Annotated in this window: 18 protein-coding genes and 4 pseudogenes; 2 read left to right on the top strand and 20 right to left on the bottom strand. The window is 70.8% G+C overall.

The genetic code is table 11. The features are described from left to right. Positions 1-10: 10 nt before the first annotated feature. The 15 genes and pseudogenes from M2266_RS25835 to proS form a co-directional block, all read right to left on the bottom strand. A pseudogene (locus M2266_RS25835) lies at positions 11-1,108 on the bottom strand (ATP-binding protein); the annotation flags it as partial. Next, the gene (locus M2266_RS25830; protein WP_277440334.1) at positions 1,108-1,467 is read right to left on the bottom strand and encodes a YraN family protein; all 360 of its coding nucleotides are present in this window, start codon (positions 1,465-1,467) and stop codon (positions 1,108-1,110) included. The pseudogene M2266_RS25835 and the gene M2266_RS25830, both read right to left, overlap by 1 nt. Before the next feature lie 116 nt (positions 1,468-1,583). Beyond that, positions 1,584-1,910 carry a DUF2469 domain-containing protein gene (locus tag M2266_RS25825; protein WP_250977965.1) on the bottom strand — a complete coding sequence of 109 codons (327 nt, stop codon included), beginning with the start codon at positions 1,908-1,910 and terminating at the stop codon, positions 1,584-1,586. A 39-nt stretch (positions 1,911-1,949) separates the two neighbouring features. After that, positions 1,950-2,432, bottom strand: coding sequence for an NUDIX hydrolase (locus M2266_RS25820; protein WP_277440333.1), 483 nt, complete (start codon positions 2,430-2,432; stop codon positions 1,950-1,952). Beyond that, positions 2,429-3,163 (bottom strand): signal peptidase I, encoded by a 735-nt coding sequence (gene lepB / locus M2266_RS25815; protein ID WP_277440332.1) that lies wholly within the window; start codon positions 3,161-3,163, stop codon positions 2,429-2,431. Before lepB (M2266_RS25815) ends, M2266_RS25820 begins: the two co-directional genes overlap by 4 nt. A 127-nt stretch (positions 3,164-3,290) precedes the next feature. Continuing rightward, positions 3,291-3,998, bottom strand: a complete 708-nt coding sequence (gene lepB / locus M2266_RS25810) for a signal peptidase I (protein WP_277441354.1) — start codon at positions 3,996-3,998, stop codon at positions 3,291-3,293. Between the two features lie 97 nt (positions 3,999-4,095). After that, positions 4,096-5,178 (bottom strand): signal peptidase I, encoded by a 1,083-nt coding sequence (gene lepB / locus M2266_RS25805; protein ID WP_277441353.1) that lies wholly within the window; start codon positions 5,176-5,178, stop codon positions 4,096-4,098. 172 nt (positions 5,179-5,350) lie between these two features. Continuing rightward, entirely contained in the window at positions 5,351-6,061 is a 711-nt protein-coding gene (lepB, locus tag M2266_RS25800) for a signal peptidase I (protein WP_277440331.1), read from the bottom strand. Positions 6,062-6,094: 33 nt separating this feature from the next. Next, positions 6,095-6,442 carry a 50S ribosomal protein L19 gene (gene rplS / locus M2266_RS25795; RefSeq protein WP_277440330.1) on the bottom strand — a complete coding sequence of 116 codons (348 nt, stop codon included), beginning with the start codon at positions 6,440-6,442 and terminating at the stop codon, positions 6,095-6,097. A gap of 134 nt (positions 6,443-6,576) precedes the next feature. After that, the gene (gene trmD, locus M2266_RS25790; RefSeq protein ID WP_277440329.1) at positions 6,577-7,395 is read right to left on the bottom strand and encodes a tRNA (guanosine(37)-N1)-methyltransferase TrmD; all 819 of its coding nucleotides are present in this window, start codon (positions 7,393-7,395) and stop codon (positions 6,577-6,579) included. After that, positions 7,395-7,995, bottom strand: a pseudogene (gene rimM, locus M2266_RS25785) (ribosome maturation factor RimM). Before rimM ends, trmD begins: the two are co-directional and overlap by 1 nt. Before the next feature lie 95 nt (positions 7,996-8,090). Beyond that, complete coding sequence (locus M2266_RS25780; protein ID WP_269273729.1) at positions 8,091-8,330, bottom strand: RNA-binding protein; 240 nt, start codon at positions 8,328-8,330, stop codon at positions 8,091-8,093. A gap of 2 nt (positions 8,331-8,332) precedes the next feature. Continuing rightward, positions 8,333-8,791 carry a 30S ribosomal protein S16 gene (gene rpsP, locus M2266_RS25775; protein WP_277440327.1) on the bottom strand — a complete coding sequence of 153 codons (459 nt, stop codon included), beginning with the start codon at positions 8,789-8,791 and terminating at the stop codon, positions 8,333-8,335. Positions 8,792-9,017: 226 nt separating this feature from the next. Further along, positions 9,018-9,615 (bottom strand): annotated as a pseudogene (locus M2266_RS25770) (hypothetical protein). A 312-nt stretch (positions 9,616-9,927) separates the two neighbouring features. Then, positions 9,928-11,340, bottom strand: coding sequence for a proline--tRNA ligase (gene proS / locus M2266_RS25765; protein ID WP_277440326.1), 1,413 nt, complete (start codon positions 11,338-11,340; stop codon positions 9,928-9,930). Positions 11,341-11,493: 153 nt separating this feature from the next. On the opposite strand from proS, the gene M2266_RS25760 reads away from it, so the two are divergent. Together M2266_RS25760 and M2266_RS25755 are read left to right on the top strand one after the other, a co-directional pair. After that, positions 11,494-12,318 carry a class I SAM-dependent methyltransferase gene (locus M2266_RS25760; protein ID WP_277440325.1) on the top strand — a complete coding sequence of 275 codons (825 nt, stop codon included), beginning with the start codon at positions 11,494-11,496 and terminating at the stop codon, positions 12,316-12,318. Positions 12,319-12,541: 223 nt separating this feature from the next. After that, entirely contained in the window at positions 12,542-14,233 is a 1,692-nt protein-coding gene (locus M2266_RS25755; protein WP_277440324.1) for a family 20 glycosylhydrolase, read from the top strand. Positions 14,234-14,344: 111 nt separating this feature from the next. Here M2266_RS25755 and M2266_RS25750 read toward each other — a convergent pair whose 3' ends face one another. The 5 genes and pseudogenes from M2266_RS25750 to M2266_RS25730 form a co-directional block, all read right to left on the bottom strand. After that, the gene (locus M2266_RS25750) at positions 14,345-14,860 is read right to left on the bottom strand and encodes a GNAT family protein (protein WP_277440323.1); all 516 of its coding nucleotides are present in this window, start codon (positions 14,858-14,860) and stop codon (positions 14,345-14,347) included. A 77-nt stretch (positions 14,861-14,937) separates the two neighbouring features. Continuing rightward, complete coding sequence (ffh, locus tag M2266_RS25745; RefSeq protein WP_277440322.1) at positions 14,938-16,479, bottom strand: signal recognition particle protein; 1,542 nt, start codon at positions 16,477-16,479, stop codon at positions 14,938-14,940. Positions 16,480-16,600: 121 nt separating this feature from the next. Further along, positions 16,601-19,082: pseudogene (locus tag M2266_RS25740) on the bottom strand ([protein-PII] uridylyltransferase). A 58-nt stretch (positions 19,083-19,140) separates the two neighbouring features. Continuing rightward, on the bottom strand, positions 19,141-19,479 hold the full coding sequence (locus tag M2266_RS25735; protein ID WP_277440321.1) for a P-II family nitrogen regulator: 339 nt from the start codon (positions 19,477-19,479) through the stop codon (positions 19,141-19,143). After that, positions 19,476-20,828, bottom strand: coding sequence for an ammonium transporter (locus tag M2266_RS25730; RefSeq protein WP_277440320.1), 1,353 nt, complete (start codon positions 20,826-20,828; stop codon positions 19,476-19,478). The genes M2266_RS25735 and M2266_RS25730 overlap by 4 nt, the downstream gene beginning before the upstream one ends. Positions 20,829-20,927 lie beyond the last annotated feature (99 nt).

Below are 20,927 nucleotides of genomic sequence, written 5' to 3'. Positions count from 1 at the left end.
ATGCACAACCGAGGACGAGCAGGAAGCGCGCGGGCAGCCGCATCACTCCCGCGGAACGGGCCACCACGACATGCCCCGACTCCAGCGGCTGGCGCATCGCGTCGAGCACCCGGCCGCTGAACTCCGGCGCCTCGTCCAGGAAGAGCACCCCGCGGTGAGCCAGGGAGACCGCGCCCGGCCGGGGCAGACCGCTGCCGCCGCCGATGATGGAGGGCATGGTCGCCGAGTGGTGCGGGGCGCAGTACGGCGGGGTGTCGACCAGCGGTTTGCCCGGAGGGAGGATCCCGGCCACCGAGTGCACCGCCGTCACCTCCAGCGACTCCTGGGCGGTGAGCCGCGGCAGAAGGCCAGCCAGCCGCTCGGCCAGCATGGTTTTGCCCGCACCCGGCGGGCCCTTCAGGTACAGGTGATGGCCGCCGGCCGCGGAGATCTCCAGGGCGCGCCGGGCGGTGTGCTGGCCCGCGACGTCGGACAGGTCGGGGAGCACCTGCCGGTCGGAGACTCCGGTGCCGATGCCGGCGCCGGGCACCGCGAGCCCGGCAAGGAGGGGGTCGGGGCGCCCCTCGTCCCGGTCCGCCGTCTCCTCCGGGACCGCCTCGTCGTTGAGGATCGCGATGAGCTGGCGCAGGGTGCGGATGCCGAGCACCGAGACTCCCGGGACGAGCGAGGCCTCGGCCGCGGTGCGTTCGGGAACGACCACCTGCCGGTATCCGGCGTCGGCGGCGGCGAGGACGGCGGGCAGCACACCGCGGACCGGCCGCACCCGGCCGTCGAGACCCAGCTCGCCGATCATCACCAGGTCGGCGATGGTCAGGGGCGCGATCCGTTCGTTGGCGGCCAGGACCGCGCACGCGACTCCGAGGTCGAAGCCGCTGCCGCTCTTGGGGACCGAGGCGGGACTGAGGCCCACCGTGAGTTTCTTCTGCGGCCATGTCTCGCCGCTGTTCACGATCGCCGCCCGGACGCGGTCGCGGCTCTCGCTCAGGCTCTTGTCGGGCAGTCCGACGAGGGTGAACGCGGCGAGCCCCGGCTCGAGGTCGGCCTGAACCTCGACGACCACGCCCTCCACACCGACCAGGGCCACCGAGCAGGTACGGGCGAAGCCCATCAGGCCACCCCCCGCACATGCTCGACCCGGGCCGCTCCGCGGCCGGGCAGAACCACGCCCACGAGGTCGATCCGCACCCCGCCCGAGGGCGGGTCGCCGTGCTCGCTGAGCCAGTACTCCGCGAGCAGCCGCAGCCGTTCCGCCTTGCGCGGGGTGACGGCCGCCATGGGGTGCTCGTAGTCACCCCCGGTGCGGGTCTTCACCTCGCACATCACCAGCGCGTCGCCCTCCGACGCGACGATGTCCACCTCGCCGCGGCGGCACCGCCAGTTCCGTTCCAGAACCCTCAGGCCCGCCGTGGTGAGCCAGCGGACCGCCAGCTCCTCGCCATACCTGCCCCGGGCTGCTCGTGCGTTCACGCACACCACCTCCGCCACTCACTGTGACGGAGGTGGTGCACTTCGGATGATCTTGAACCTACCTGTGGATAACCCGGACAACCCGGTTCACGGGCCGCCCCGGTCGGCGCACCCGGTCAGCTGTTGAAGCCCGCCTCGTCGGACGCGAGGTCGAGATCGGCCTTGTTCAGCTCTTCGATGTTCACGTCCTTGAAAGTGAGGACCCGGACCTGCTTCACGAAGCGGGCCGGTCGGTACATGTCCCACACCCAGGCGTCGGCCATGGACACCTCGAAGAAGACCTCGCCCTGAACCGAGTGCACCTGCATCTCGTAATCGTTGGTCAGGTAGAAACGCCGCTCGGTCTCGATCACATATTTGAACAACCCGACGACATCGCGGTACTCCCGGTAGAGCTTCAGCTCCATCTCGGTCTCGTACTTCTCGAGGTCCTCGGCGCTCATCGCATGTTCCCCTTCAGCCGTACGTCCCCCCATTGTGCGTCAGTCACGCTCCGTCCCCAGGGGGATCGGGAATTGTGGGGGTCCTTCGTCGAGCAGCGTACGCAGCAGCCCGGCGAGCCTGATCGGGTACACCGTCTCACGAGAGGACAGAAGTTCCTCGCAGGTCCACCACCGAAGCCCGGTGACGCTGCGCCGCTCCAGTTCGGTGTGCCCCGCGGTGTCGAATTCCGTGGTCCCCGTTCGCGCCAGGTAGTACCACTCGTCCTGCTCCCAGCGGCGCCCGTCGAACATGAAGGAACAGGTCCGCTCCCACAGCACCGGCCCCAGGTCCACCGAGGTCATCCCGGTCTCCTCGGCCAGTTCCCGGCGGGCCGCCGCCTCCAGGCTCTCGCCGTCCTCGACCCCGCCGCCCGGGGTGAACCACCAGGTCGTCGAGGGGTCGGCCGGTTCGTGGCCGTGCAGCAGCAGGATGCGGTCGGCGGGATCCAGCAGGACGACGCGGGCCGCGCGGCGCCTGGTCACCGGCGGCGGCGCAGCCCGCGGGCGATCGGGCCGTGCGCCGCACCGCCGAGGATCAGCGCCATTCCGGCGAACACCGCGATGGTGATCCAGCGCAGCGGCCCCGGCTGGGAGACGCCGCCGGGCAGCGCGGAGAAGTTCTCGGCCCGGTCCACCATGCCGAGCCGCCCCAGCGGCCACGCCACCGCGTCCACCCGGGCCTTGACCGCCCCGCGCGGCACCGTACCGGTGTCGCCGCCGGTCATGTGCACACGGGAGTCGAGCGACTCGAGCCGGTTGTCACCGAGGAGGAAGAGCTGCCCCTTGGGAACCGTGGTCTCGAAGGGCGTCATCGACGCCGGTCCGCCGTTCAGCAGGTAGCTCTCCTCGACCGGTTTGCCGTTGACGAGCATCCGGCCCTGCTTGTCGCAGCAGCTGATGACGTCGCCGTCCACCCCGACGACGCGCTTGACGAGCGTCGCGCTGCCCCACAGCTGGTCATGGAAGACCACGATGTCGCCGCGCCGCACGTCCGAGCCGTCCACACGCTGCGCCAGGATCCGGTCTCCCGGCTCCACGGTCGGCTGCATGGACTGGGTCGGGACGGTGTAGGGCCGGTAGGTCACGGCTCCCCAGGCGAAGCCGCCCAGGAACAGCGCGCAGCCGATGGCGACGGCGAGCCCGGACAGTACGCGTCCGAGCCGGCCGTCATCCTTGCGTATCGCGCTGCTGCTCGTGGAAGTGCTGCTGCTCATGGACCCGCACCCTACCCGCCGGTACCTGCCGCGGTCAGCACTCCCCGGCAGGCATTTGCGACTCGCACGAGTCCCACACGTCCCGCGCATGGCCGACGACCACACCGCCGGGCAGGCCGCCCCACGGTCAGCCCGCGGAGCCCTCAGCGGCCTCGGCGCCCTTGCGGGTCAGCCGACGCCGGCGCATCAGCACCAGCGGAACCGCACCCACCAGACCGGCGGTGGCCGGCAGGGCGGCGCCCGCCGCGTTGATCCCCGGCTGGTCGAAGGTGTCGGGGACGGGCAGCATGCCCCAGCGGTTGATGGGCCAGGCCTTCACGAAGGCACGGCCGACCACGTCGTCGAGCGGGACGTAGCCGTTGCCCGGCTGATCCATGTGGTACCGCGAGTCCAGCGAGTTCTGCCGGTGGTCGCCCATCACCCAGATGTGGTCCTTGGGCACCGTCACCTTGAACGGCTTGTCCATCGTGCACGGGGTGTTGTCCGGGTAGACGTACGGCTCGACGAGCGCCTTGCCGTTCACCTTCAGCGGACCCGTCCCGTTGCACTCCACGGTGTCGCCACCCACGCCGATGACCCGCTTGATCAGGTCCTTCTCCTGCGCGGAGGGCATCAGGCCGATGAAGCTGAGGGCCGACTGCAGACCCCGCGACACCGCGTTGCCGCTGGGCGGCGGGTTCTCGGGCAGCCAGCCGCCCGGGTCGTGGAAGACGACGACCTCGCCGCGGTCGGGCTCGGAGCCGAACCACGGGGTCAGCTTGTCCACCAGAACCCGGTCGCCCTCCTGCAGGGTGTTCTGCATCGAGTCCGACGGGATGGAGAACGCCTGCACCAGGAAGGTCTTGATCAGCAGCGCCAGTACCAGCGCGATGCCGATGAGCAGCGGCAGCTCCTTCCAGAACGACCGCTGCTTGCGCTCCGGCCTGCCGCGCCTACCGCGCCTGCCCGCCGCACCGCCGTCTCCGTTCCCGTTCCCGTCCTCGCCACCACCGGACCCCGACCCGGACCGCGGTGCGGGTGGTTCGTGTCCGGACTCGTTCTCGTGCCCCGCATCGGGGGCCGCGCCGCCGCCCGCCGTCTTCTGGACAGAGCCCGCCGGGATGTCCCCGTCTTCGGGCTCGCCGGATCCGGATCGTGCGCCGACCGCCAGGTCCCCCACGTTCACTCCTCATTCCACGCTGCCGCCTGCGCCAAGACTGACGCAGGCCCACCACTCCCATAACGAGCGGGAGTTCCGCAGGAATCGGGGGGTGGGTCGTTCCTTGCCCATTGTTGGCCGTGCCCACCTTAGTCGGCGGTTCCAGCGCACTCGCGCCCGTCGGCCGCGCGTCGGGCACCGAGGCGTACGTCCCCGGTTCCTCCAGTTTGCGCCAGTGGGCCAGCGGCCACGCGATGACGAACGCCCGGCCCACCACGAGATCCAGCGGCACCGTCCCCTGACCAGGCTGGTCCATGTGGAAACGGGAGTCCGCCGAGTTGGAGCGGTGGTCCCCCATCACCCACACCCGCCCGACCGGCACCTTCACGCTGAACTGCGAGATCGAGGGCGTGTCCCCCGGATTGATGTACGGCTCGGTCAACGGAGTGCCGTTGACGGTGATCCGGCCGTCCTTGCCGCAGCACTTGACGGTGTCCCCGCCGACCGCGACCACCCGCTTGATCAGGTCCTGTTCGCCCGAGGACGGCAGCAGCCCGATGAAGGTGAAGAACTCCTTCACCTGCTTGACCACCACCGGATCCGGCTTGGCCTTGGGCTCGTTCGCCAGCCAGCCGCCCGGGTCCTTGAAGACCACGACGTCGCCGCGCTGCGGCGTGCTGCCGAACCACGGAGTCAACTTGTCGACCAGCACCCGGTCGCTGATCCTGATCGTCTGCTCCATCGAACCGGACGGGATGACGAACGCCTGCAGCAGGAACGTCTTGAGCACCAGGGCGATCAGCAGTGCCACGACGAGCAGCAGCGGCACCTCGCGCGCCGCCGATCGGCGCCGCTTGCGCTTGACCTTGCGGGCCAGCTTGCGCCGCTCCGCCCGGGTGGGGCCGCCGCGCGGCGCCGAGCCGGCATCGGAGGGACCGTGGGAGCTGCCGGAGCCGCCCTGGAGACCATCGCGCGAGCCGCTGCCGGAGCCACGCCCTCCGCCGGAACCCCGCCCCGGCCGGTGGTGCCCGTACCGCGGCCTGCCGCGGTTACCCACGGCCCCGACCCGGTCCTGGCACGGCGGCGAAGACCGCCGGACGGTCCAGGGACCGCATCCGCCCGATCGGCCAGCCGATCCAGTCGGCCCGCCCGATCACCTCGTCCAGCGGGACGGTGCCGCCGCCGGGCTCGCCGAGGTGATCCCGCGAATCCCGGGAGTCGTCACGGTGGTCACCCATCACCCACAGCCTCCCTGCCGGCACTTGGATGTCGAACGGTACTCGGGACGGTGTATCGCCCGGATACAGATATCCCTCGTCCAGCGAATGACCGTTCACCATGAGTCTGCCCAGCGCGTCGCAACAAGTGACCCGGTCCCCGCCAATACCGATCACCCGCTTTACATAATCGGTCCCGCCGGTCTGGAGGAACGATCCGTCACCGTCAAAGACGACGATGTCGCCCCGCTCCGGCACCCGGCCGAAACGGTAGGCCAGCTTGTTCACCAGCACCCGGTCCCCGATCTGCAGCGTCCCCTCCATCGATGCGCTCGGAACGAGGAACGGCTGCACCAGGAAGGCGTTCACCAGGAACAGGGCGGCCACGCAGGCCACGGCCGGCAGCGCCGTACGCCACCAGCGGGCCACTGACCACCACGGGGGGACGGACGACGGGTACACAGCGAAGCGCGACCGCTGCTCCCCCTGCTGTTCAGCAGTGGAAGAGCGATCGCGCTCCGAAGGTCCTGCGTCCGTGTCCATCGAGCGGAGAGCCTATACGGCCCCGCGACGGACTCAGTTGTCGCGCTTCTCCTTGATCTTCGCGGCCTTGCCGCGCAGCTCACGGAGGTAGTACAGCTTGGCGCGACGGACGTCACCGCGGGTCACGATCTCGATCTTCTCGAAGATCGGGCTGTGCACCGGGAAGGTACGCTCGACGCCGACGCTGAAGCTGACCTTGCGGACCGTGAAGGTCTCGCGGACGCCGGCGCCCTGGCGGCGGACGACTACGCCCTTGAACTGCTGCACACGCGAGCGGGTGCCCTCGATGACGCGCACGTGGACGTTGATGGTGTCACCGGGGCGGAACGCCGGGACGTCGTCACGCTTCGACGCGTTGTCGATGGAGTCGAGAATATGCATGAAGATCTTCTGCTTCCTTCGCCCATGCCACAGGTCATCGGCGGAACGGTCGTGATGATGATTCGGAATGCCGCTCCGTCGGGCGAGCGTCGGTCCCCCTGTGGCAGGGGCGCCGCCGGACGTACAGCAGGCGGCTATTCTTCCACGGCGGAGGCCGAGCGCCCAAATCGGCCGTCCGGCAGCTCTTCCCAGCCCAGCTCGGCCAGCAGAGCGCGGTCGGCCTTGTCGAGGGCGGCGGGGTCGCAGCGCTCGATCAGGTCCGGCCGGTTGGCGGTGGTACGGCGGAAGGCCTCGTCGCGGCGGAAGCGCGCGACCTTGCCGTGGTGGCCGCTCAGCAGCACCTCGGGCACCTCGCGCTCCCGCCAGACGGGCGGCTTCGTGTAGACCGGCCCCTCCAGGAGGTCGGCCATCGCGCCGGGCGCGAAGGAGTCGTCGCGGTGGGACTCGGCGTTGCCGAGCACGCCGGGCAGCAGCCGGGCCACCGCCTCGACGATCACCAGGACCGGGGCCTCGCCACCGGCCAGGACGTAGTCGCCGATCGAGACCTCGCGGACGTCGAAACGGTCGCCGTACTCCTCGATGACCCGCCGGTCGATGCCCTCGTAGCGGGCGGGCGTGAAGACCAGCCAGGGCCGCTCGGACAGTTCGACGGCCAGTTCCTGGGTGAACGGCAGACCGCTGGGCGTCGGGACGACCAGCACGGGCCGCCGCTCACCCTCTTCCGCCTCCGCGGTCACCGCGTCCAGTGCCTCACCCCACGGCTCGGGCTTCATCACCATGCCGGGACCGCCGCCGAAGGGGCTGTCGTCCACGGTGTTGTGCCGGTCGTGGGTCCAGTCCCGCAGGTTGTGGACGCGCACGTCGAGCTGCCCGCGGGCCCGCGCCTTGCCGACCAGCGACACGTTCAGCGGTTCCAGGTACTCAGGGAAGATCGTGATGACGTCGATGCGCATCAGGCGGTGCCGTCGGCGCCGTCACGGCCGTCGCCCGCGTCGGCAGCCTCGGCGCCGTCGGCCTCACGGGCACTCGCGACCTCGGCCCTCGGCCTCGTTGAGCAGGCCGGGCGGCGGGTCGATCACGGCGCGCTGGTTCTCCAGGTCGATCTCCGGGACGATCTCGCTGACGAACGGGATCATCACCTCGGTGCCGTCGGGGCGCTCGACGATCAGCAGGTCCTGGCCCGGCAGGTGCGAGATCTCCAGGATGCGGCCGACCTCCGTACCGTCCACGGTCACCACGTCGAGGTCGACCAGCTGGTGGTCGTAGAACTCCTCGGGGTCCTCGGGCAGCTCCGCCGGGTCCACCTCGGCGATCAGCAGGGTGTTGCGCAGCGCCTCGGCGGCGGTGCGGTCGTGCACGCCCTCGAAGCGCAGCAGCAGACGTCCGCTGTGCACCTTGCCGGACTCGATGGTCAGCGGCCCGGCGGTGGCCGGGTCCGTGGCCAGCACCGCGCCCGGGCCGAGCCGCACCTCCGGCTCGTCGGTGCGCACCTCGACGGTGACCTCGCCCTTGATGCCGTGGGCGCGCCCGATCCGGCCGACTACCAGCTGCACTCTGCTTGCCCTTCACTCAAAGAATGTCCTGGAACGCGACAACGGGCCGGAGCCGGCAATCGCCGCCCCCGGCCCGTGCCGGTACTGCATTGGTCTCAGCGGACCTGATCCACGTCGACGAGGTCGACGCGGATGCCACGGCCACCGAGGGCGCCCACGACAGTACGCAAAGCGCGTGCGGTGCGGCCGTTGCGGCCGATCACCTTGCCGAGGTCGTCCGGGTGCACCCGGACCTCGAGGACGCTCCCGCGGCGCAGGGTCTTCGCGGACACCTGCACATCATCGGGATTGTCGACGATGCCCTTCACGAGGTGCTCGAGAGCCTCCTCGAGCATGCTCAGGCCTCGGTGGTCTCGGCCGGGGCCTCAACGGGGGCCTCGACAGCGTCATCGGCCTTCTTCTCGGCCTTCTCCGCCTTCTTGGCCTTCGGGGTGATGGCCTCACCCTTGGGCTCGTTGCCGGCGTCCTTGGCAGCGGCCTCGAAGAGGATCCGCTTGTCGGCCTTCGGCTCGGCGACGAGCATCGGGGCCGGGGCCGGCAGGCCCTTGAACTTCTGCCAGTCGCCGGTGACCTTGAGGATGGCCATCACGGGCTCGGTCGGCTGCGCGCCGACACCCAGCCAGTACTGGACACGCTCGGTGTCGACCTCGATGCGCGAGGGGTTCTGCACCGGGTGGTACAGGCCGATCTCCTCGATGGCCCGGCCGTCACGGCGGGTACGGGAGTCGGCGATGACGATGCGGTAGTGAGGCGAACGGATCTTGCCCAGACGCTTCAGCTTGATCTTGACTGCCACGGGAGTGGGTTCTCCTGGAATTGACGAGGTTGGGCACGGCAAACACCCACGTGGGGTTGTGGGATTCGTGCGCCCAGCGGATTCGTCAGCCGAAGGAGAGAGGGTTCCTGCACGGCTGTCGAGTTCTCAGCTGGCTATTCTGCCACACGGTGACACGCCCGGCTAACCGGAGTGGCCCAGCGCCTGTCCGGCGGATCACGAAAGGCCCCGGTGGCTTCGGCTCACCTCACCCGACGCCGGCGCCGACGACCTCCGGGATGCGGAACGCCTGCCCGCAGGCACCGCACATGATCGGCGCCTGGGCGAGGACCGACGGCACGACGCGGACGTTGCGCCCGCAGTCGCACACGGCCTTGACGCGCACTCCCCCGCCGGACGAGCCGTGCCGCGCGGCCGGGCCGCGGAAACTGCGGGCGGTGTCCGCGGTGGTCGCGACCGTGTGCGCCTTCAGGGCCCGGTGCAGCCGGTCGATGGTGGCTCGATAGCGCTTCTTGGTGTCAGGGCGCAGACCGACCAGAGAGAAGCCGCTGCTGGGATGCGGCTCCTCGGAGTGGTCGAGGCCCAATTCGTCAGCGATCGCCAGAAAACGGCGGTTATGGTAGCGGCCGGCTCGCGACGTGTCACGGACGCCGCGTGCTGCGGCGACTCCGTGCACGGCCTCGTGGAGCAGCCTTTCGAAGGAGAGCTCGATTCCCGCAGGCGGACGAGGACTCTCCGATAAGGGACTCTGGCGCGGCCAGATCCGGCAGTTCGGGGTGGTGCCGTTGAATGTCGGCCCACGCGACTGCCAGCTCGGCGGCGAGAACTGGTGGTGTCGTGCTCACGCCGTATCAACGAGCCGGGGTGGCCCAGTGTTCCGATTCCGGGACACCCCAAATAATTTGCACTCATCGGTCAGTTCCGGAGGATGCGTCCGGCGCGGGGCGGGAGCGGAGGATAGTGGAGGATCCGAACACCCGCCCCGAACTCGGGACGTAACACCTAAAACCTACGCCCGTTTCCGGCCAGCTACCGTGGGCCACCGACGGAGGACCGTCAGCGACCGGCGGCGACCGGCCGGTACGCGCACGCCGTACAGGGACTCAGTACGCGAGTCCGATACGTGGGTCGTGAGTACGCGAGTCCGATACGTGGACTCAGTACGCGCGAGCGACGACCGCGATGGTGCCCGGAGCGTCGTCGTCGGCCGGCACGGAGCCGTCCTCGGCGATCAGGCAACGCACGGAGACGCTCTGCTCGGCGAGCTTGGCCTCGCCCTCGGGGCCGAGGTCGGCCCACGGGATGCGGGCCCAGCCGGTGGCGGCGGCCTCGGCCGCCTCCCCGATGGTCGCCACGTCCACGGTGCGCGACTCGCGCCGCTCCCGGCTCTCGCGCAGCAGCTGCGCCTGGTCCTCTTCGAGGATCTTGGGGATCAGGGCCTCCAGCGCGTCGAGCGCCACCGGCTCCTTGCCCCCGGCGATCCGGCGGGCCAGCATCGCGGTGCCGTTCTCCAGGTCGCGCGGACCGACCTCGACCCGCACCGGGACGCCCTTGAGCTCCCAGTCCACCGCCCGGCGGCCGAACGGCGTGTCGGTGCGGGCGTCCACCTGGACGCGGATCCCGGCCGCCTTGAGGCGGTCGCCGATCTCGTGCACCTTGGCGATGACGGTGTCGTCGCCCTTGATGGCCAGCACGACCACCTGCACCGCGGCGAGCCGCGGCGGGACGCGCAGGCCGTTGTCGTCGCCGTGGGACATGATCAGGCCGCCGACCATGCGGGTCGACACGCCCCACGAGGTCTGCCAGACGAGCTCCTGCTTGCCCTCGCCCGACAGGTACGAGGTGTTGAACGCCTTCGCGAAGTTCTGACCCAGCTCATGGCTGGTGCCCATCTGCAGCGCCTTGCCGTCGCCCATCATCCCCTCGAGCGTGAGGGTGTTGATGGCGCCGGCGAAACGCTCCTTGGCGGTCTTGCGACCGAGCACCACGTCGATACCGAGGACGTTCACCATGAAATCGGCGTACACGTCCCGGTGGATCCGCGCGGCGTAGGCGCGCGCGTCGTCGTAGGTGGCGTGGGCGGTGTGGCCCTCCTGCCAGAGGAACTCGGTGGTGCGCAGGAAGACGCGCGGGCGCATCTCCCAGCGGACGACGTTCGCCCACTGATTGATCAGCAGGGGCAGGTCCCGGTAGCTCTGCACCCACTTGGAGAAGTACTCGTTGATGATCGTCTCGGAGGTCGGCCGGACGACGATCGGCTCTTCCAACTCCTTGCCGCCACCGTGGGTGACGACCGCCAGCTCGGGGGCGAAGCCCTCCACGTGCTCGGCTTCGCGCGTCAGGTACGACTGCGGGATGAAGAGCGGGAAGTAGGCGTTCTGGGCGCCCGCGTCCTTGATGCGCGCGTCCATCTCCTGCTGCATCCGCTCCCAGAGGGCGTATCCGTACGGCCGGATCACCATCGTGCCGCGCACCGGGCCGTTGTCGGCCAGTTCGGCCTTGTTGACCAGGTCCTGGTACCAGCGGGGGAAGTCGACCGCCTGAGGCGTGAGAACGGGGGGCTTTGCCATGCCGCCGATGTTACGGGGCGATGACCGTCGGACGTGAATCGGGCCGCCCTCTGGACGGGAGCGCAAAACCGGAGTTGTCTGGCTTTCGGGGACATGCACGAAGCACCCGGGGGGCACACCAGGACGGCGACTCGGCTGATTGGGGCGGCTCCGATGACCACCACGCTCGTTCGCGGATCCAGGACGCGCGCCGACCGCAGGGCGCGGGACTGGGCCGAGATACAGGAGCGGATGCTCGTACCGCTCTACGACGCCGTGTACGACCGGCTCGACGTCGGCCCCTCCACCCGCCTGCTCGGGCTCGACTGCGGATCGGGTCTCGCGCTGCTGATGGCCTCGGCCCGCGGGGCGACCGTCACCGGCTGCGACGGCGACGAACGACGGCTCGCGCTGGCCCGGGAACGGCTGCTCCCCGAACCGCAGTGGGGCGCGCCGACCCGGCGCCACACCCGCGCCGCGTTACGGATCGGCGGACCCGAGCGCCCGGCGGACCGCAAGGGTGCGCCGTTCACGATGGTGACGGCGCTGGATCCGGCGTCGCCCTGCGCCGAACTGCGGCCCGAACTGCAGGAGGCGGCCCGGCTCACGGAGCGCGGCAGTCCCGTGGTGCTGGCCGGCTGGGGCCCGTCCGAGCGGTGCGCCACCTACCGCGTGCTGTGTGTCGCGGCACGGCCGGCGGAACCGCGCGGGCACCCGGTCAGGAGCCGGTTGAGCGGGCGCGACGACCTGGAGGAGCTGGCCCGGGACGCCGGGCTGCGTCCGGACGGCTCCGGCCGGGTGGCCTGCCCCTTCGGCTACCCGGACATGGACAGCGCGGTCCGCGGACTGCTCTCCACCGGCCTGTTCGACTCGGCCGCGGAGGCCACCGACGAGCACCAGGTGGAGAAGGAACTGGCCGAGGCGCTGCATCCGTACCAGCGGTCCGACGGGACGGTGCGGATGGAGAACGTCTTCCGGTACGTGGTCGCCCGCGTCTGACCCGGCGCCCGTCCCACCCGGAACCCGTCCCACTCAGCGCCCGTCCCACTCAGCGCCCCCATTCAGCGCATGCCTGCCCTGCCCGCGCGCGACCTCGCGCCCGCCTGACCTGCCCGCGTCCGACCCAGCGCACGCCCACTCCGATGCCGCCGCCGCTCGCGCCGTTTCCGGAGTAAATCGTACGATCAGGTCAAAACCGGCACCCAGGCAGGAGTTCTCGACCATGCGGTCCTCCCCTCACGCTCGCTTCTCCCCTGGGCCCGGCGCCGCTCTCGGTGCGCTGCTCGGCCTGCTGCTCGCCCTCGCCGTGCCGCTCGCGGAGGCGCCGGCGCACGCCGCCGACGCCGCGCCGCGCACCATCCCCGCCCTCCAGCAGTGGACCGCGGGCAGCGGCGCGTACACCTTCGGCCCCGCCGGCCGGGTCGTCACCGACAGCGCGTACGCGTCCGAGCTCGACACCACCGGGCAGGTCTTCGCCGACGATCTGACGCAGTTCGCCGGAAGGGCCGTCGGCCACGTCAGCGGTCCGGTCTCCGACGTGCGGGCGGGAGACCTCTTCCTCACGCTCGGCTCGACGGACACCGCCCTCGGCGCCGAGGGCTACGCCCTCACCGTCGCCCCCTACGTCACCGTCCAGGCGCGGACCGACGCCGGGGCCTTCTACGGCACCCGTACGGTGCTCCAGCTCCTCAAGCAGTCCCTCACCATCCCCGCCGGGACGGCCCGCGACTGGCCCGCCAAGCCCGAGCGCGGGCTGATGGTCGACGTAGGGCGCAAGTACTTCACCGTGCCCTTTCTGCAGGGCCAGATCAGGGACCTCGCCTATCTGAAGATGAACTACTTCCATCTGCACCTGTCCGACACCTACGGCTTCCGGTTGGAGAGCGCGAGCCACCCCGAGGTCACCTCCGCCGAGCACTACTCGAAGCGGGAGATCACCGACCTCATCGCGCTCGCCGCCCGCTACCACGTCACCGTCGTGCCCGAGATCGACGTGCCGGGTCACATGAACACGACGCTGACCGCCCACCCCGAGCTGCGGCTCACCAACAGCGCGGGCACCCCCAGCAACCAGTACATCGACCTGTCCAACCCGGCGGCCTACCGCCTCATCGAAGACCTGATCACCGAGTACCTGCCGCTGTTCCCCGCCGGGTACTGGCACCTGGGCGCGGACGAGTACGTCACCAACTACGCGGACTACCCGCAGCTCCTCGGCTACGCCCACGACCACTACGGGGCCGCAGCCACCGCCAAGGACACCTACTACGGCTTCATCAACTGGGCCGACGCGATAGTCCGGGCCGGCGGCAGGACGATGCGGATGTGGAACGACGGCATCAAGGCGGGTGACGGCACGATCGCCGTGAACACCGACATCACCGTCGACCACTGGTTCAACCACGGCCTCACACCGCAGCAGCTCGTCACCGCGGGCCACACCGTCATGAACTCCAGCTGGACCCCGACGTACTACGTGTACGGCGGCAGCAAACCCGACACCAAGTACATGTACGAGACCTGGAACACCGACCTCTTCCAGGCCGGTGCCACCCTCACCGACCCGACGCGCAACCGGGGTGCGGCGCTGCACGTCTGGTGTGACCACCCGGACGCCGAGACGGAGCAGCAGACGGCGACCGGGATCATGGACCCGATGCGCGCCCTGGCACAGCGCACCTGGGGATCTCCCCTGTTCGTCCCGACGCTCGCGGAGTTCCAGCCGACCGTCACGGCCATCGGCCGGCCGCCGGGCTGGCCCGTCGACACCGCCGCGACGGACACCCCGGCCGCTCCCGCGACGAGCCCCACGGCGGATCCCGCCGTGGCGGTTCCCCCGACGATCCCCGTGGAAGGTCCCCTGACAAGCCCTGGGGCAAGTCCCGCGGCGAGCCCCGTGGCCGACCAGGGATAGGCCGTACGTTCCGCGAGTGGGCCGCGACCACGCCGCCGACTTCCGTTGCGCCGTGAAGGGCTTCGGCCAGGAGCAGCAGGAGATGGACACGACGCACGGCTCCCGGGCCCGTCAGGCTCCGGGCCACTCCTCGGCGGTGAGGGCGAAGCGCTCGTGGTCGCGCCAGTCGTCGTTCAGGTAGAGCATGCGCGGCGAGAAGCCCTCGTGGCGGAAGCCGAGCCGCTTGGCCATGGCGAGGGAGCGGCCGTTGTCCGGCTGCACGTTGATCTCCAGCCGGTGCAGCCCGAGACCGTCGGGATAGCTGGTGAAGCAGCGGTCTACGACCTGCCGCAGGCCCTCGGTCATCCGGCCGGTGCCCGCGTACGGCAGGTAGCTGTCGTAGCCGAGAACGCCGTTGCGGAACCGGGCCCGGACGATGTTCGCGACGTTGACCTTGCCGACGATGCCGCCGTCCTCGTCGTTGAGGATCAGGAAGGTGCGCAACGACGGGCCCTGGCGGCGCAGCAGTTCGTGGAAGCCGTCCGGATCGACCGGGTTCCACGGGCTCAGGTGGTCGGCGGACCGCAGGACGGCCGTGGCGTACGCGTCGGCGTCGCCCGGACGGGGTTCTCGGATGGATACGCGCATGGCGCCATCCCATCATGCCCCGGACGCGGAGAACGCCCCCGGCTGGGGGCGTTCTCCGACCGTTGGTGTGAGAGGCGTCAGCCCATGAACTTCTTGAACTCGTCGGGGAGTTCGAAGTTCTGCGCCTCAGGAGCGGCGGCCGCGCCGAAGGGGTTGTCGGCCTGCTCGGCACGGCGGGCGGCCTCGGCCGCCTCCTCCGCCTTGCGCTTCATCGGGTTGCCGCTGCGCTGCTTGCCCTTGGCTTGCTTGACCTGCTTCTTCTTCTTGCCGCTGCCACCCATGCCGGGCATCCCCGGCATACCGGGCATGCCGCCGCCCTGGGCCATCCGCGACATCATCTTGCGGGCCTCGAAGAAGCGCTCGACCAGGTTCTTGACGGCGCTGACCTCGGTGCCGGAACCCTTGGCGACGCGGGCCCGGCGCGACCCGTTGAGGATCGTCGGGTCCTGGCGCTCGGCCGGGGTCATCGACTTGATGATGGCGGCGGTGCGGTCCACGTCGCGCTCGTCCAGATTGGCGATCTGGTCCTTGATCTGCCCCATGCCCGGCAGCATGCCGAGCAGCTTGGAGATGGAGCCCATCTTGCGGACCTGCTCCATCTGGGACAGGAAGTCGTCGAGCGTGAACTCCTTCGGACCCTTGGCCAGTTTCTCGGCCATCTTCTGGGCCTCGGCCTGGGAGAAGGTCTGTTCGGCCTTCTCGATCAGGCTGAGCATGTCGCCCATGCCGAGGATGCGGGACGCCATCCGGTCCGGGTGGAAGGTGTCGAACTCGTCGAGCTTCTCGCCGTTGGAGGCGAACATGATCTGCTTGCCGGTCACGTGCGCGATGGAGAGCGCGGCGCCACCGCGGGCGTCACCGTCGAGCTTGGAGAGCACCACACCGTCGAAGCCGACGCCGTCGCGGAACGCCTCGGCGGTGTTGACCGCGTCCTGGCCGATCATCGCGTCGACGACGAAGAGGATCTCGTCCGGGCTGACCGCGTCACGGATGTCGGCGGCCTGCCGCATCAGCTCCTCGTCGACACCCAGCCGGCCGGCGGTGTCGACGATGACCACGTCGTACTGCTTGGACTTCGCGAACTCGATGGAGTCCTGGGCGACCTTGACCGGGTCGCCGACGCCGTTGCCCGCCTCGGGCGCGAAGACCGCGACGCCCGCGCGCTCCGCGACGACGGAGAGCTGGGTCACGGCGTTCGGACGCTGGAGGTCGCAGGCGACGAGCAGCGGGGCGTGGCCCTGGCTCTTGAGCCAGAGGCCGAGCTTTCCGGCGAGGGTGGTCTTACCGGCACCCTGCAGACCCGCGAGCATGATCACGGTCGGCGGCTGCTTGGCGAAGCGGACCCTGCGGGTCTCGCCGCCGAGGATGCCGACGAGCTCCTCGTTGACGATCTTGATGACCTGCTGCGCCGGGTTCAGCGCCTGCGAGACCTCAAGGCCGGAAGCCCGCTCCTTGACCTGCTTGATGAACGCACGGACCACCGGGAGCGCGACGTCCGCTTCCAGCAGGGCGATACGGATCTCGCGCGCGGTGGCGTCGATGTCCGCCTCGGAGAGGCGGCCCTTGCCCCGGAGGTTCTTGAACGTCGCTGCAAGGCGATCGGAGAGGGTATCGAACACGGTGGTTGCGGGTCCTCGCGTCAGGGGTTGGCGGTAGTCGTCCCCCAGGGTATCCGCTGGTGTGCCCTCCATCGCCGGGCAGGCGGGATTGAGCCTGCCCGGCGACGGACGACCGTACGGCTCAGCGCAGCGCCCGCTCCACCTCGCGGGCGACCTCCGCCGCCCGTACTTCGCCCAGCGGAGCGCCGTCCGCGCCGACGACGTAGAACGCGTCGACCGCGTTGGCGCCGAGCGTGCTGATGTGGGCGGACCGCACGTCCACCCCCGTCGCGGCCAGGGCGTAGCCGATCCGGTGCAGCAGCCCGGGGGCGTCCTGGGCGCGGACCTCGATGACCGTGGCCACCTGGGAGCTGCCCGCGGCGACCGTCACCCGGGGCGGCGGCGCGGCGAGCGCGCGGCGGCGCGGGTAGGCCGCCTCGCGTTCGGCGAGCCGGGCCTCGATGTCGAGCGAGCCGTCGAAGGCCCGCCCCAGGTCGGCGCGGAGCCGGGTGGCCTCCGGCAGCGCCCCGTACTCGGCCGAGACCCGCCAGTTGAGCAGCGTCACCGGCCCCTCCCCGATCGGGTCGACGGACCGCAGGTCGGCGGCGCGCACGGTGAGCCGGTGCAGGGCGAGCACGCCGGCGGCCTGGGCGAGCAGCCCGGGCAGATCCGGGACGGCGAGCAGCAGCTCGACGCCCAGCCGCTCGGGGGTGCTGTCATCGCCACCCTCGGGGTCTGGTTCCGCGTGGGCATGGAGGGCGAGCACCGGGCCGCCGGTGCGGGCGGCCTCGACGGCGAGGCGTTCCTCCTCGGCCGTCGTCTCGGCGGCGGCCCTGCTCCGGCACCTCGCCGCCCGCGAGCAGTTCCGCGACGCGTTTGACCAGGTCGGCCAGGAGCGAGGCGCGCCAGTTGCTCCACGCGGCGGGGCCGGTGGCGAGCGCGTCGGCCTCGGTCAGCGCGTGCAACAGCTCCAGCGTGCCGCTGTCGCGCACCACGTCGGCGACGCCCTTCACGGTCACCGGGTCGTCGAGGTCGCGGCGGGTCGCGGTCTCGATGAGCAGCAGGTGGTGGCGGACGAGCAGCGCCAGCGTGTCCACGTCGGCGGGGTCGAACCCGAGGCGGACGGCGACATCGCGCGCGATGACCTCGCCGGCCTCGCTGTGGTCGCCCGGCCAGCCCTTGCCGATGTCGTGCAGGAGGGCAGCCATCAGCAGCAGGTCGGGGCGGCCGACGCGGCGGGTGAGACCGGAGGCGCGCACCGCCGTCTCGACGAGGTGCCGGTCGACCGTCCAGCGGTGGACGGCGTTGCGCTGCGGACGGCAGCGGACCCGTTCCCAGTCCGGCAGCAGCCGCGTGATGAGCCCTTCGGCCTCCAGCGCCTCCCAGACCTGGACGGTGGCCTCGCCCGCGCCGAGCAGCGTGAGCAGTTGTTCGCGGGCCTCGGCCGGCCACGGCACCGGCAGGGGCCGGGCGGCGGCGGCCAGCCGGCGCACCGCGTGCAGGCTCAGCGGCAGCCCGGCCTGCGCGGCCGCGGCGGCGGCGCGCAGCGGCAGTACGGGGTCGCGTTCGGGCTTCGCGGCCAGCGCCAGGACGGCCTCGCCCTCCTGCTCGACGACTCCCTCGGCGAGCGGGGTGCGCTCGGCGGGAGCGGCGGCGGGGCCGGATCGGCCGATGCCGAGGAGACCGCGGCGGCGCGGGCGCGCCTCGCGGGAGCGCAGCACGCGGCCGACCTCGCGCCAGGTGACGTCGGCCGCGTAGCTGATGGTCCGGGCGGCCTCGTAGACCTGGCGCAGCAGGGCGTCGGCGTCGAGTAGGCCGAGGGCTTCGGCGACCTGGTCCTGTTCCTGGAGGGCGAGCCGGTCGGTGGAGCGGCCGGTGACCAGGTGCAGGGCGTCGCGGGCGTTCAGCAGCCGGGTGCGGGCGTCCTCCAGGCCTTCGCGGGGGGCGTCGGCGAGCCAGGACGCGGCGACGGCGCGCAGCGCGGTGGCGTCGCGCAGCCCGCCCCTAGCCTCCTTGAGGTCGGGTTCCAGGAGGTAGGAGAGCTCCCCCTGGCGCTCCGCCCGTTCCTGGCACAGCTCGTGCAGGGCGGGCAGCCGCTTGGGGGCCTGGTTGCGCCAGTCGGCCAGGGTGGCCGTGCGCAGGGCGGCGGTGAGGGACGGGTCGCCCGCGATGTGCCGGGCGTCGAGCAGCCCGAGCTGGACCTTGAGGTCCTCGGCGGCCGTCGCACGGGCCTCGGCGGTGGTGCGGACCGAGTGGTCCAGATCCAGCCCCAGGTCCCAGACCGGGTACCAGATCCGGTCGGCGAGCGCGGAGACCCGCTCCTTGGCGACGGAGGGGTCGTAGAGGAGCAGCAGGTCGAGGTCGCTGCGTGGAGACAGTTCGCCGCGCCCGTAGCCGCCGACGGCGACCAGGGCGTATCCGGCGGTGCCGGTCTCCCCCGCCGCGCCCGCGGCGAGCCCCGCCAGCCAGTCGTCGGTGAGTTTCGACAGGGCGGAACGGCGCGGCGGCCCGGACCGCGTCTCCTCGTTGAGGAGGCGCAGCCGGGCCGCCGCGTAGCCGCCGGGACCCTCGGGGGTGCCGGCTTCGGTTCCGTCGTGAGCTGTCGCTTCGACGTTTTCCGTCACGTGTGCTCCAGCGCTGGGCGCTTGTCGCAAGATCCGGTCCGCCTGGGCGGGGCCGGGTCTAGAGGGCGTCCGGGCCGCGTTCGCCGGTGCGTACGCGGACCGCCGTCTCGACCGGGATGCTCCACACCTTGCCATCACCGATCTTGCCGGTGCGGGCGGCCTTGACGATGACTTCGATCAGCTGATCGGCGTCGCCGTCCTCGACCAGCACCTCGATGCGGATCTTCGGCACGAGGTCGACGGTGTACTCGGCGCCACGGTAGACCTCCGTGTGGCCGCGCTGCCGGCCGTAGCCGCTGGCCTCGGTGACCGTCAGGCCGTGCACCCCGAAGGCCTGCAGGGCCTCCTTGATCTCGTCCAGCCGGTGCGGCTTCACAACTGCCGTGATGAGCTTCACGCGTCCACCTTCTTCTCCGAGGCGCCGGCCTCGCTGCTCTTGCTGCCGGGAACGGGTGCCGCGGTGGTGCGGACCGTGCCGCCGCCCGCTCCCGCGAAGTCGTATGCCGTCTCGGCGTGTTCGATCTGGTCGATGCCGGTGATCTCGTCGTCCTCGGTGACCCGGAAGCCCATGACCAGGTCGATGAGCTTGGCGAGGACGGCGGAGGCGACCAGGGAGTACCCGAGGACCGCGCCGACACCGACCGCCTGCTTGCCGAGCTGGTCGAGGCCGCCGCCGTAGAACAGGCCCTTGGCGGTCTGGCCGACGCCACCGGTGGCGAAGAGGCCGATGAGCAGGGAGCCGACGACGCCGCCGACCATGTGGACACCGACGACGTCCAGCGAGTCGTCGTAGCCGAACTTGTACTTCAGGCCGACCGCGGCGGCGCACAGCACACCGGCGATCAGACCGACGGCGATCGCGCCGAGCGGGGAGACCGAACCGCAGGCGGGGGTGATCGCGACCAGTCCGGAGACCGCGCCCGAGGCGGCGCCCAGGGTGGTGAAGGAGCCGTGCCGGAGCTTCTCGTAGGCGAGCCAGCCGAGCATCGCGGCGGCGGTGGCGACCTGGGTGTTGGTGAACGCGACGGCGGCGACGCCGTCGGCGCCGAGCCAGGACCCGGCGTTGAAGCCGAACCAGCCGAACCACAGGAGGCCCGCGCCGAGCATGACCAGCGGCAGGCTGTGCGGGCGCATCGGGTCCCGCTTGAAGCCGACCCGCTTGCCGATGACGAGGATCACACCGAGGGCTGCGGCGCCCGCGTTGATGTGGACCGCGGTACCACCGGCGAAGTCGATCACGCCGTACTTGAAGAGCCAGCCGTCCGAGGCCCAGACCCAGTGCGCGACGGGGAAGTACACGACCGTCGCCCACAGGGTGATGAACAGCGCCCAGGCGGTGAACTTCACGCGGTCCGCGAGCGCACCGCTGATCAGCGCCGGGGTGATGACCGCGAACATCAGCTGGAACACGGCGAAGACGTAGACCGGGATGCCGTACCCGGGCCACAGCTCGCCGATGCCGATGTTGCGCATCCCGAGCCAGCTGGTGCCACCCATGAACCCGTTGCCGGAGTCGAAGGCGAAACTGAATCCGTAGAGCGTCCACAGGATGGTGATGATGCCGAGGCTGATGAAGCTCATCATCAACATGTTCAGCGCGCTCTTGACGCGGACCATGCCCCCGTAGAAGAAGGCCAGGCCCGGTGTCATCACCATGACCAGGGCGGCGCTGAGCAGCATGAACGCCGTATTTCCGGTATCGAGCTTGGGCGCGTCAGCGGCAAGCGTCATGATGGCTGGTGCCATCGGCGTCTCCTCGTCATCCGAGCGGCCCTGCGGGACCGTGCTGGGTGGGCCGGTTATCGCCCAGAGGTTGTCCCAGTCGGGTTTCGCCCGATGCCGCAG

The sequence above is a fragment of the Streptomyces sp. SPB162 genome (assembly GCF_029504575.1).
Classification (GTDB): Bacteria; Actinomycetota; Actinomycetes; order Streptomycetales; family Streptomycetaceae; genus Actinacidiphila.
This window is presented reverse-complemented; position numbering and strand designations above follow the sequence as displayed.

Excerpts from the sequence above, each read along its gene's own strand:
- M2266_RS25825 (WP_250977965.1), bottom strand. The coding sequence starts at position 1,910 with ATGAGCGCCGAGGACCTCGAGAAGTACGAGACCGAGATGGAGCTGAAG.
- lepB (WP_277440332.1), bottom strand. The coding sequence starts at position 3,163 with ATGAGCAGCAGCACTTCCACGAGCAGCAGCGCGATACGCAAGGATGAC.
- lepB (WP_277440331.1), bottom strand. The coding sequence starts at position 6,061 with ATGGACACGGACGCAGGACCTTCGGAGCGCGATCGCTCTTCCACTGCT.
- rplS (WP_277440330.1), bottom strand. The coding sequence starts at position 6,442 with ATGCATATTCTCGACTCCATCGACAACGCGTCGAAGCGTGACGACGTC.
- trmD (WP_277440329.1), bottom strand. The coding sequence starts at position 7,395 with ATGCGCATCGACGTCATCACGATCTTCCCTGAGTACCTGGAACCGCTG.
- M2266_RS25780 (WP_269273729.1), bottom strand. The coding sequence starts at position 8,330 with ATGCTCGAGGAGGCTCTCGAGCACCTCGTGAAGGGCATCGTCGACAAT.
- proS (WP_277440326.1), bottom strand. The coding sequence starts at position 11,340 with ATGGCAAAGCCCCCCGTTCTCACGCCTCAGGCGGTCGACTTCCCCCGC.
- M2266_RS25760 (WP_277440325.1), top strand. The coding sequence starts at position 11,494 with ATGACCACCACGCTCGTTCGCGGATCCAGGACGCGCGCCGACCGCAGG.
- M2266_RS25755 (WP_277440324.1), top strand. The coding sequence starts at position 12,542 with ATGCGGTCCTCCCCTCACGCTCGCTTCTCCCCTGGGCCCGGCGCCGCT.
- M2266_RS25750 (WP_277440323.1), bottom strand. The coding sequence starts at position 14,860 with ATGCGCGTATCCATCCGAGAACCCCGTCCGGGCGACGCCGACGCGTAC.
- M2266_RS25730 (WP_277440320.1), bottom strand. The coding sequence starts at position 20,828 with ATGGCACCAGCCATCATGACGCTTGCCGCTGACGCGCCCAAGCTCGAT.